Source organism: Halopelagius fulvigenes (assembly GCF_042662625.1).
GTDB classification, from domain to species: Archaea; Halobacteriota; Halobacteria; order Halobacteriales; family Haloferacaceae; genus Halopelagius; species Halopelagius fulvigenes.
Map to the genome: position 1 here is coordinate 1,185,558 of NZ_JBHSXH010000015.1, position 10,975 is coordinate 1,196,532.

General features: G+C 73.8%; 11 protein-coding genes. All 11 read right to left on the reverse strand.

The window, feature by feature from the left end; genetic code table 11:
* Position 1 precedes the first annotated feature (1 nt).
* Positions 2-1,786: an aldehyde ferredoxin oxidoreductase family protein gene (locus tag ACFQEV_RS16285; RefSeq protein ID WP_379698313.1), complete on the reverse strand. Its 1,785-nt coding sequence runs from the start codon at positions 1,784-1,786 to the stop codon at positions 2-4.
* Positions 1,787-1,868: 82 nt separating this feature from the next.
* Complete coding sequence (locus ACFQEV_RS16290) at positions 1,869-3,494, reverse strand: cobyric acid synthase (RefSeq protein WP_379698315.1); 1,626 nt, start codon at positions 3,492-3,494, stop codon at positions 1,869-1,871.
* Between the two features lie 31 nt (positions 3,495-3,525).
* Positions 3,526-4,818, reverse strand: a complete 1,293-nt coding sequence (locus tag ACFQEV_RS16295) for an amylo-alpha-1,6-glucosidase (protein ID WP_379698318.1) — start codon at positions 4,816-4,818, stop codon at positions 3,526-3,528.
* 23 nt (positions 4,819-4,841) lie between these two features.
* A complete protein-coding gene (locus tag ACFQEV_RS16300) occupies positions 4,842-5,609 on the reverse strand; it encodes an adenosylcobinamide amidohydrolase (protein WP_379698321.1) in 768 nt (255 codons plus the stop codon).
* A gap of 3 nt (positions 5,610-5,612) precedes the next feature.
* Positions 5,613-6,623: a threonine-phosphate decarboxylase gene (locus ACFQEV_RS16305; protein ID WP_379698324.1), complete on the reverse strand. Its 1,011-nt coding sequence runs from the start codon at positions 6,621-6,623 to the stop codon at positions 5,613-5,615.
* The gene (locus tag ACFQEV_RS16310; RefSeq protein WP_379698325.1) at positions 6,613-7,605 is read right to left on the reverse strand and encodes a nicotinate-nucleotide--dimethylbenzimidazole phosphoribosyltransferase; all 993 of its coding nucleotides are present in this window, start codon (positions 7,603-7,605) and stop codon (positions 6,613-6,615) included. Before ACFQEV_RS16310 ends, ACFQEV_RS16305 begins: the two co-directional genes overlap by 11 nt.
* Complete coding sequence (locus tag ACFQEV_RS16315) at positions 7,596-8,180, reverse strand: NTP transferase domain-containing protein (protein ID WP_379698328.1); 585 nt, start codon at positions 8,178-8,180, stop codon at positions 7,596-7,598. The genes ACFQEV_RS16310 and ACFQEV_RS16315 overlap by 10 nt, the downstream gene beginning before the upstream one ends.
* The gene (gene cobS, locus ACFQEV_RS16320) at positions 8,165-8,926 is read right to left on the reverse strand and encodes an adenosylcobinamide-GDP ribazoletransferase (protein ID WP_379699915.1); all 762 of its coding nucleotides are present in this window, start codon (positions 8,924-8,926) and stop codon (positions 8,165-8,167) included. The genes ACFQEV_RS16315 and cobS overlap by 16 nt, the downstream gene beginning before the upstream one ends.
* Complete coding sequence (cbiB, locus tag ACFQEV_RS16325) at positions 8,923-9,852, reverse strand: adenosylcobinamide-phosphate synthase CbiB (RefSeq protein WP_379698331.1); 930 nt, start codon at positions 9,850-9,852, stop codon at positions 8,923-8,925. The genes cobS and cbiB overlap by 4 nt, the downstream gene beginning before the upstream one ends.
* Complete coding sequence (locus tag ACFQEV_RS16330) at positions 9,843-10,478, reverse strand: HAD family hydrolase (protein ID WP_379698334.1); 636 nt, start codon at positions 10,476-10,478, stop codon at positions 9,843-9,845. Before ACFQEV_RS16330 ends, cbiB begins: the two co-directional genes overlap by 10 nt.
* 51 nt (positions 10,479-10,529) lie before the next feature.
* The coding region (locus tag ACFQEV_RS16335; RefSeq protein WP_465261218.1) for a DNA glycosylase family protein at positions 10,530-10,975 on the reverse strand (446 nt) is incomplete at its 5' end.

The following is a 10,975-nucleotide window of genomic DNA, read 5'->3' on the forward strand; positions in this document are numbered from 1 at the left end:
CTCACTCGCCGAGGGGCGTCTCCGCGTCCGCGTCCGAGAGTAGATCTAACCGTTCGAGTGTCGAACGCGCGGGCCGCCCCGACTCGTCCCACCCGCGACGCTCGTAGTACGCAGAGAGCAACGACTCGAACGCGTCGGCGTCCAACCCCTCGCGGTGCCCCCGAACCTGCGATCGGCGGAGGGCGACCGGCAGGGAGTCGTCCGAACGGTCGAACCCCTCGCGGACGTTGAACAGGCGCGTGAGGTTCCACACTCGTTCTCCGAGCGTCTCCAAATCGACGTCGTAGCCGCGCTCTTCGAGCATCTCCGCCGCACGCTCCGACAGCACGTCGCCCACGAAGTCGTCGGCGACGAGACACCACGAGGCGGCGCGGGCGTCCTGTTCGGCGACGACGCTGGCGGCGCGTTCCGCCTCCGTCCACGCCTCGGTGGCGAACACCTCCTCGACGACCGGCCGTGCGCGGCGGTGGCACGCGCCCCTGTCGCTTGTCGCATATGCGAGCGCCTGCGCCGGGGAGCCTCGGGGGTCGTACGTCGGCAGCGAGACGCCCTTGACGACGGGCACGAGGTCCGAACCGCCGAACCTGTCGGCGGCGGCCGCCACCCCCTCGGCGAGCGCGTCCCCCAGTTCCGTCTCCCGTCGCGCGACGTTCTCCAGCAGTTCCCGCGCGGACTCCGCATCGCCGAACGCCGGCGCGCCCTCGGCGAGATACCCCTCCTCGGCGGCGCGGATGGCCCACGCGACGGCGTTGCCGGCCGAAATCACGTCGAGGCCGAGTCGGTCGCAGAGGCCGCCGAGTTCGGCGACGGCGTCGAAGTCGTCGATTCCGAGGGCCGCGCCGAGGGAGATGGGCGTCGCGCCGCGCGGCACCGTCTCCTCGCCGCCCCCGGGTCCGTCGTCGCCCTCGCCGCCCCCGGGTCCGTCGTCGCCCTCGCCGCCGACGCGAAAGTCGCCGGGAACGTCGTCGTCGGACGTTTCGCGCGCGACGGCCGCCGCGCGCACCGCCTCGATGCCGATGTCCTCCGCGCCCGCGAACGTGCCGTCGCGCCACCCGCGCGTCGGAAGTACGTCCGCCGCGTCGGCGAACTCGACGGTGCCGACCGTCCCGTGGGCGTCCAACCACCGACCGGCGTCGCTCGACCGGAACGACGCCGCGAGTTCCTCGGACTCCTCGCTCGGCGTCGGCGGGTCGTCGCGGGCGGCGACGGCCTTCAGTCGCTTCGACCCGAAGACGGCCCCGACGCCGCCGCGCCCGAAGTGGTGGTCGCCGCCGTCCACCGCGACGGTGGCGAACCGGACGCCGTTCTCGCCCGCCGGGCCGATGCAGGCGACGCCGCCGTCGAACGCGGCGTCGGTCGTAAGCGCATCCTCGCCCCACGAGTCGGTCCGCGCGATCCGAACGTCGCCGTCGGAGACGACGAGGGCCGACGGTTCCGGCGCGACGCCCTCGACGACGAGGAGCGCGTTCGGTCGGAGCGACCCGACGAGGCGGGAGGCGAACGACCCGCCGACGTAGGAGTCGAGAAACGCGCCCGACAGCGGCGACTTCGTGACGGCGGCGACGCGCGTCTCGCCGGGGAGGTGGCCCGAGAGGGGGCCGAGCGCGAAAATCAGGACGTTCTCCGCCGAGAGCGGGTCCGTCCCGGGGTCCAGCGCCTCGTAGAGGTAGCGCGCGGCGAGACCCTTCCCGCCGACGAACCGCTCTCCCCAGTCCGCGGGGAGTCGTTCGCGGCGCGTCTCGCCCGTCGAGAGGTTCGCCCGGAGGGCGTACGGCGGCGTCTCCATCGTCGGATTCGAAGGGCGCGAGGGGTATGAGGCGTTCGGCGGACGGTCACTCCGAGTCACGCGGGGCCACCGCGTTACCGGACTACGTCCGGTTGTCCGACGGGCTTCGCCCGTCGAAGTCTCCGAAAAGCGCGTCGAGCGGAATCTCCGAGACGAGCGTCGCCGCGCGGTCGTACGGGTCGGCGGGTCGGCCGTCCGCCGCGGAGTCGCGTTCGGGCGGTTCGACCCCCGCCGCCTCGAAGACTCGGCGGACGAACGCCGCCCGCGCCACGTCGTTCTCGAAGAGGCCGTGGAGGTACGTCCCGAGGGCGTCCCCGCGGCGCGCGCCGAGGGAGGCGTCGCTCGCGCCCGTCTCGGGGTCCGTAAATGGCGTCTCGACCGCCGCCGTCGCCCGCGTCTCGCCGGCGTGAATCTCGTAGCCGGAGACGGGGCCGGTCGCGCCCGCGACGGGGCCCGACCCCTCGACGGTCCACTCGACGGCCGCGACGCGCTTCTCCGGGGAGAACGCCGTCTCGACCGGGAGCAGTCCGACGCCGGGAATCTCGGTCCGGTCGCCCGTCCCCTCGGCGTCGGCGGCGAGGAGTCTCTCCCCGAGCAACTGGTAGCCGCCGCAGAGGCCGACGACGGGGCCGTCGAACGTCCGGAGTCGGTCGTGGAGTCCGGCCTCGCGGCAGGCGAGGAGGTCGTCGGCGGTGTTCTTCGTCCCCGGGATGACGACGGCGTCGGCGGAAGAGAGGTCCGAATCGAGGGGGACGAAGGCGACGCGGACGCCGGGTTCCGCCGCGAGGGGTTCGAGGTCCGTCGCGTTCGAGATGCGCGGCAGGCGCGGGACGGCGACGGCGACGCCCTCGTCGGCGGAATCGGGACCGCCGAGCGTCGCCCGTTCGCCCTCGGCGGGGAGCGAGACGCTGTCCTCCTCAGGGAGTCCGGGGTCGTCGTACGGGAGGACGGCCAGTATCGGAACGCCCGTTCGCTCCTCGAACGCGTCGAGGCCGGGGTCCAGGATCGACCGGTCGCCGCGGAACTTCGTCACCGCCGCGCCGACGACGCGTTCGCGCACGTCGTCGGGCATCAGTTCGAGCGTTCCGACGAGGGAGGCGAAGACGCCGCCGCGTTCGATGTCCGCGACGAGAAGCACGTCCGCGTCCGAAAAGCGCGCCGCCTCGACGTTCGAGAGGTCCCTGTCGTGGAGGTTTATCTCCGCTATCGACCCCGCGCCCTCGGCGACGATAACGTCGTGGCGGGCGGCGAGGCGGTCGTGGGCCGCCTCCGCGGCGGTCCGCGCGCGGTTCCAATGGGAGTCGTAGTACTCGCCCGCGGAGAGGTGCGCCACCGCCTCGCCGTCCACGACGAGTTGCGACTCCCCGTCGCCGCGGGGTTTCAACAGGACGGGGTTGTGGTCGGTCGTCGGGCGAACTCGCGCTGCCCGCGCTTGGACGTACTGCGAGACGCCCACCTCGCCGAAGACGTCTCGGTCGCTCTCGCTTTCGTCCCGAACTGCGTCGGCCCGGGGGACGGCGCGGGCGTTGTTGCTCATGTTCTGCGCCTTGAACGGCGCGACGGAGACGCCCCGGTCCGCGAGGCGGCGGCAGAGGCCCGCGACGACGGTGCTCTTGCCGACGTGGCTCGCGGTGCCCGCGACGAGGAGCGTTCGGGCGGGGCGGGACTCCTCGCCGGTCGGCGCGTCGGAGGCGTCGCCGTCGGTCATACGCGTACGGTCGTCGCCCGAGGTAAGAGTCTCATCGGTTCGGGACGGCGAGGGGGTCGGCGGCGGTCCAATCGAGGTAGAGCGCCGCGCTCCACGAGAAGCGGTCGCTCCCCCGGCCCGCGCCCGTCTCGGGGTTGAAGTACTCGCGGAAGCCCGCGGACCGAATCAGCGAGACGCTGTCCTCGCGGACGCGCGCCGCCTCCTCGTCGAACCCGACGCGGCGCAGGCCGCGTTCGAGCAGCCAGTTCACGTTCTGCCACACCGGCCCGCGCCAGTAGCGGTCGTAGTCCACGTCGGGTCCGACGTACGACGGGGCAGCGTAGTCGTACGCGAGAAACTCCGAGAGCGTCTCGCGGAGTCGTTCGCGCTGGTGGTCGTCGGGGGCACCCGCGAGCGTCGGGAGGAGGCCGGCGACGGAGGGGACCGAGAGCGGTTCGTCGGAGACGAGGTCGTAGGAGACGTACAGGCCGAGTTCGTCGTCCCACCGTCGCTCCCGCAGGGCGCGCCGCGTCGCCGTCGCCTGCGCGTCCCACTCGGCCGCCGCCTCGTCGTCGCCCGCGTCGGCGAACAGCGCCGAGAGCGACTCGCAGGCCCGGACGTACAGGGCGTTCGTCAGCACGTCCTCGACGACGAACGGCGACTCGCGGCGGAGGCGTTCCTCGTCCCAATCCAGCGCCCGGCCCTGCCGGACGAGGGCGACGTAGCGGTCGTAGTCCCAGTCCGTCGGCCGTTGCGCGGCGAAGTTCTCGTCCTTGCGGTCCTCGCGGACGTACTCCACGTCGCCGGGGTCGAACCGTTCGAGGGGGGCGCGCCACGCGGGCGAGTCGTCCATCCCCGTCGCCCACGGGTGCCGCACCCAGACGAGTTCGCCGTCGTCGGAGCGTTCGGTGCGCCACCACTCGCAGTGGTCGCGGAGGGCGGGCAGGACGGCGTCGCGGAACGCCTCGTCGCCCGTCAGGTCGTACGCGTGGCGTGCGGCGGGGACGACCATCGGCGGTTGCGTGATTCCGCTCGTCCGGACGGTGCCGCCCGTCCGGTCCGCGGAGATTCCCCACTCCTCGGGGCCGGGGAAGTAGCCGCCGGCGTCCGACCAGAACGCGATTTGGGGGACCATCCCGTTTCGCCACTGCGAGTCCAGAAGCGTCCGGATCTCCCGCTTGGCCGCCTCGGGGTCGGTCCGGGCCAGACCGACCGCGACGAACGCGCTGTCCCAGTTCCACTGGAAGGGGTACAGCGTCGCCGAGGGGATGGTGTAGCCGTCCCGGCGGTTCGACTCAAGGACGGAGGCCGCCCGGTCCCGCGTCTCGTCGGTGTTACCGCGCATACGTCTCCGTGGCGCGGGTGCGGTCAAGAACGGTTCGGTCGCTCCGCACCCGGCGGGCGCGACACCGCCGCCCGGTCGTCGGTGACGACGCCGTGCGCCGCCTCGGAGACGGATTCCGGCGGGGCCTCGTCGGCGTAGCGCGAATCGAGGGAGGCGAGGAGGGCGTCGCGCACGCAGGCGCGGGCCGCCGCCCCAACCTCCGTCGCGCTCCCGGAGTACGCCGCCGAGTCGCCCGCGGGGTCGCAGGCGACGACCACCGCGTCCGTCGTCGTCCCCGGAACGCCCGTCCGCGAGAGGAGGGTCGCCGCCTTCGCCTCGGCGGCGACGGCGACGAGGTTTTCGAGCGCACCCGGTTCGAGGGCGCGCGTCGTCCCGACGAGGACGTTCACCGTGCCGGCGGGCGTCGCGTCCGTGTCGGCGTCGGGGTCGCCGGAGCCGTCGGACCCGACGGTCGAACCCCCCGAGTCGAGGGGCAACGCGGCGGGGTTACTGACGCCCGCGGTGACGACGGCTTCGACCGGTCCGAGTCGGGCGACGCGCGCGTGACGCATCGAGACGCCGGTGAGCAACGCCGGGCCGTCCTCGTCGAACCCGGTGTCCGCGAGTCGGCGCGCGACGTAGCCGTCCACGTCTCTGTCCGCCCAGCCCTCGGGGACGCTCACGTTGTACGCGGCGGGGCCGACGGACTCGCCGCCGGCGTGTCCCGTCGAGAGCCACCGGGTCTCGGGTCTGCGGAGGCGGCAGACGCCGTCGCGGACGAGGCAGTCGAAGACGCCGGCGGTGTCGGACACGTCTCAGGCGTTGAGGAGGGCTTCGATGAGCCTGTCGTTCTCTTTCGGTCGGCGGACGGCGACGCGGACGTGCGAGTCCAGTCGGGGGAACGTCCGCGCGTCGCGGAGCGACAGCCCGTGACTTCTGGCGTGGGCCAACAGGTCGTCCACGTCCCTCTCGCCCACGTTGAGGAGGAGGAAGGGGGCGTCCGAGGGGTGGACGTCGTACGCGCCTTCGAGGGCGTTCCGCATCCGGGTGCGTTCATCGAACACCCGGTCGCGCGTCTCGGCGACGAACGACGATTGTTTCAGGCAGTACTCGCCCACGTCGGCGGCGGGGGCCGACAGCGCCCACGTCGGGCGCGCGCGCTCCAGTCTGTCGAGGAGACCACCGGTCGCGACGGCGAACCCCGCGCGCAGGCCGGGCATGCCGAACATCTTCGTCAGGGAGCGAGCGACGACGACGCCGTCCTCGCCGGCCAGGCTGGGGTAGTCCGTGAAATCGAGGAACGCCTCGTCGGCGACGAGGACGGTGCCCGCCTCCCGGCACCGCGCGAGGAACGCGCGGAGGTCCGTCGGCGGGTACGCCTCGCCGGTCGGGTTGTTCGGGTTGCAGACGACGACGGCGGCGTGACCGGACGGGTCCACGGAGAGCAGTTCGTCGTGGGCGACGGGGACGGGGACGCCGCCCTGCAGTCGGACTTCGCGGTCGTACTCGCCGAAACTCGGCTCGGGGAGGACGACGGTCTCTCCGCTGTCGACCGTCACGCCGAAGGCGAGTCGGAGGGCTGCGAGTCCGCCGGCGGTGGGGACGACCTGTCGGGGGGCGCAATCGACGTATCTCGCGGCGGCGATGCGGTAGTCGGCGTAATCGTCGGCGGGGTACCGGGAGGTGACGCCGAACGCCGCCTCGTACGCCATCGCCGCCCCCGGCGGCTGCCGCGGGTTCGTGTTGGCGCTGAAGTCCACGAGCCGGTCGTCGTCGGAACCGCCGTGCGGAACCCGAGACACGGAGGAGACGGCATCAGGGTCCATCGTCCACATTGAGACGTGCCAGCATATCAAGCGTTGCGTCGGCTACGCGCTCGCAAACGCCTTCTCGCGAGGCGAGATAGAGCGCGCCGCCCATCGCGGCCCCCTCCTTCGCCACGCCGTCGGCGTAGGCCGAGAGGGGACCGGCGTCCGGGGCGTCGAACCCCGGGTCGGTGACGACCAGTTCGAGGTCGAACGACGCCGCCGCGGCGGGGAGTTCGGGCACGTCGTCGCGGAGGTAGGACGTGGTGGCGAGCGTCATCGACTCGGGGACGCCCGCGTGGCGGACGAGTGCGGCGACGGCGAGCATCTGCGTCCCGCCGCCGAGAATCACCTCGGTCCCCGATTCGAGCGCGCCCGCGGCCAGTCCCGCGGCCACCGCGAGGACGGGGTCGCCGACGAACCTGACGGCCAACTCGGGCGCGTGGGCCGCCCGTCCGGGTTCGAGGTCCGACGACTCGAACGCCTCGGCGACGGCCCGTTCCTTCAGTTCGACCGGGTTCTCGGGGAGCGACGAGGAGACGGGCCACTCCTCGCCGAGGGCGCGGAGGACGGCCATCGCCGTCGTCGTCCCGCCGGGCACCGTCTCGCCGACGACGATCTCCTCGTCGGGAAGCGCGCGCCCGAGTTCCCGCGCGGCGGCGAACGCCCCCGGCGCGGTCTGAACGGGGTCCGGTTCGCCGATGTCGCGGCCGGGTTTCGCGCCCACCGTCACCGTCGGCGCGGCGGTCGGACGCGCCAGACCGCCGTCCACGACGGTCGCCTCGAAGTCCAGCAGTTCGTACACCGCGCGGGTGACCGCCGCGGGCGTCGGACACCCCGACGGACTGACCGGCGTGACCGGCGCGCGAATCGGCTCGCCGTACGTCAGAATCTCCGCGTCCGCGCTCGGCGTGTGGAGGAGCAGGTCCCGCGTCGCGCCCGCGGCGCTGATGCCGTCTCGTTCCGCCGTGCGGGTGGTGCCCGCGACGAGTATCAGTCGCACAGGTCCTCCGCGAGTTCCGCGTCGTCCGGTCGGTTCACGTTGACCGCGAGGCGGGCGTCGTACGTAACCCGCACGGTGTCGTCCGGGGATTCCGACACGACGTTCAGTCCGGTCGGCGCGAGTTCCCGCCCGTCGCGGTCGAAGGTGGTGTCCGCGGACGCGCCGAGTCGGCGCTTCAACGCCGCCGGGACGCAGACCGTCACCGACGCGCACTCGCCTTCGGAACCCGCCCGCCGCGCCGCCGCGACGGCGTCGTCCACGTGGGTGGCGGCGAGGAGGGGCAAGTCCGCGGCGACGGTGACGGCGGGGCGACCGACCGCATCGAGGGCACACCCGAGGTCATCGACGTACCCCTCGCCGGGCGTCTCGACGGTCGAGATTCCGCTCTCGCGCGCGTGAGCGGCCGTCTCGGGGGCGTTCGGGGAGACGACGGCGTGGAGGGTATCGACGCCGCTCTCGCGGAGTGCCGCCGTCACTCGGTCGAACATCGCCGTCCCGTCGATACGGACGAGGGGTTTCTCCGTCTCGCCGCCGAGGCGGGTGCCGCGGCCGCCGCATATCAGAAGAGCGTCCACGCTATCACCCCCGCGTGGAGTCCGACGGCGCGCCCGAGTTCGTTGGCCGCGCCGAACACGTCGCCGCTGACGCCGCCGAGGCGGTCGTCCGCCCACCGACCGACGAGGGACGCGACGCCGACGGGCGCGAGTGCCGCGGCGACGACGCCCGCCCCGCCCGCGAACGCGGCGACGAGAAGGAGGGGCGCGAGAGCGACGGCGACCGGTCGGAGGTCCGAGGCGTCGGCCTCGCCTACGAGCGCGGACCCCATCCCCTCGTGGGCGGGGGTGCCCGCGCAGACGAGGTACGCCATCCCGGCCTTCGCGCCGACTTCGGCGGCGAGGGCGACGGCGAAGACGGCCGGCGGATGCCACCCGCGCGAAATCGTGAGGGAGAACGCGCCGAGGGCGAGAACGAGCAGGACGACGCCGAGCGATAACGCGCCGCCGACCCCGGTGGCGGAGTCTTTCAGCACCGCCGTGCGACGCTCCGCGTCGCCGTGGACGGCGGCGGCGTCGCCCACGTCCGCGAGGCCGTCGGCGTGCGTGACGCCCGTGAGGAGGTAGAGGACGAGGAGGTAGAGCGCAACCGCCGTCGGCGCGGGGAGGGGAAGCGAGAGCGCGACTGCCGCGAGGAGACCGACGACGTAGCCGACGAGGGGGAACGCGGCGGGCGTCCGGCGGAACGCCTCCCACGACTCCTCGTCGCTCTCGACGGGGAGGCGAGTGAGGAACGTCAGGCCGCCGCGGACGGCCGTCAGAGTCAGAACCACGCGACCACCCCCGCGAGGGCGACGGCCAGCAGTCCGGCGCGGCGCGTCACCGCGACGGCGCGGGCGGCGTCGTCGGCGGAGGGGAGCGGCGAGGACGGCCCGCCGGCGGCCGCGCCGGGGTCGAGGTCGTACGCGCCCGGTTTCGTCAGTCGCGCCGGAAGCGCCGCCGCCATCGTCGCCATCGGCCACCCGGAGTTCGGCGAGGCGGGCCGCCGCGCCAACGAGCGAACCCGGTCGGACGAGACGAGCGTCGGCGTCCCGGCGGCGACGGCCACGAGGAGGGCCGAGAGGCGCGCCGGGAGCCACATCGCGGCGTCGTCGAGGCGGGCGGGGGCCCACCCGACGGGCTTCGACCGGTAGCCGAGCATCGAGTCGAGCGTGTTGACGCCTTTCACCCACGCGGCCGCGCCCGCGGCCAGGGGGAGCGAGAACGGCGCGCAGACCGCGAACGCGGCGAGGGGTGCGACGAGGCCGTCAGCGAGGTTCTCCGCGACGCTCTCGACGGCCGCGGAGCGGAGGTGCGCGGCGTCCAACGCGGAGGCGTCGCGCCCGGCCAGAGAGCGGAGCGACAGGCGCGCAGCGTCGATGTCGGCGTCCGCCTCGGCGACTACCTCGCGGGCGGAATCGAGGAGCATCCTGAGGCTCGTCGTCGAGAAGAGGACGAGTCCGGCGAGGAGAGCGCCGAGGGAGGGGTGGAGCGTCGAACCGGCGGCGACGACGCCAGCGCCCGCGCCCGCGAAGAGAAGTGGAAGCGAGACGGCGGCGACGACGCCGACGAGTCGGGGACGGGACCACTCGCGGTCCACCGCGCCCACGAGGCGGCCGAACCGCGCGACGGGGTGGAGTCGCGTCGGCGGTTCGGCGAACGCGGCGTCCAAGGCGGCGGCGAGGCCCACCGCCGCGGTTGCGGTCAGGGGCACGACTCTCCCCCGTCGCGGAGGCGCGCCGCCAGCGTCTCCAGCGGAACGTCCGCGACGTCCACGAACCGCCCGCCGACGGCCTCGACGCCGCCGTCCGCCTCCGGGTCGTCGCCGACGTGGACGAGCGTTTCGGGGGCGACGCCGAGTCGATTCGCCAGCGTGCGGAACGCCTCGGGGTGGGGCTTTCGCCACCCGCAGGCGACGCTGGTCACCGTCGCGTCGAAGGCGTCGCGGTCGAAGTCCGCGCGGATGGTCGTCCGCGCGACGAGTTCCGGGACCGAACAGTTCGAGAGGAGGCCGACGGGGCCGCGTTCCGCCGCCGCGGCGATAGCCTCCGCCGCGCCGGGGCGCGTCTCCACGTCGGGGTCGAAGGCGGCGACGACGGCCCGGCGGGCGGCGTTCGCGGGCACCTCGACGCCGCGAGAGCGGAGGGCGGCGGCGACGTGCGCCGGGAGGGGGACTTCCGCGCCCTCGGGGGCGTCCACGTGGACTTCGCCGTACGCCGCCGCCCAGTCGTCCGGGACGGCGACGCCCCGTTCGCGGAGTTCCGCCGCCACCGCCGCCGCGGGGTCGGCGGTTCGGTCCACGGAGACGAGGGTGCCGAAGAGGTCGAAAGAGACTGCCACGTCATGAGAGTGAGCGAAATTCGACTTCAATATGCCGGAGGTGGACGGCGCTCAGTCGTCGCCGGCGTCACCGCCGCCGTCGCCGCCGTCGCGGAGGGACGCCCACGCCCGGACGTAGTGCGCCCAGTACCCCCGGTGGTCTCCGTACGCGTTGCTCAGCCGTACGATATCGTCGTCGGTGGCGTCGTCGAGGCCGTACAGGTCGGCGACGGCCTCCCGGAGGCGACGCTCTCGGACGGGGAGGAGCGACGCGCGGCCGAACCCGCGGCGCGCGACGAAGGTGGCCGACCGGGGGTCGAACCCCCGAACCTCGGAGAGGCGGGCGACGAGACTCCGCGACGAGAGCGCCGAGAGGTCCTCGCCTTCGAACGCCTCCGCGGCCGCGAGGACGGCCCGCGCGGCTTCGTCGTCCAGCGTTTCTCGGACCGTCTCGGGGGCCGCCGCGACGCGTCCCGGCGTCGGGAACAGACGGAGGGTCGAAGACCCGGCGTCGCCGG

Bases quoted from the DNA above. Each gene is read 5' to 3' on its own strand.
- ACFQEV_RS16285 (WP_379698313.1), bottom strand. From the start codon at position 1,786: ATGGAGACGCCGCCGTACGCCCTCCGGGCGAACCTCTCGACGGGCGAG.
- ACFQEV_RS16290 (WP_379698315.1), bottom strand. From the start codon at position 3,494: ATGACCGACGGCGACGCCTCCGACGCGCCGACCGGCGAGGAGTCCCGC.
- ACFQEV_RS16295 (WP_379698318.1), bottom strand. From the start codon at position 4,818: ATGCGCGGTAACACCGACGAGACGCGGGACCGGGCGGCCTCCGTCCTT.
- ACFQEV_RS16305 (WP_379698324.1), bottom strand. From the start codon at position 6,623: ATGGACCCTGATGCCGTCTCCTCCGTGTCTCGGGTTCCGCACGGCGGT.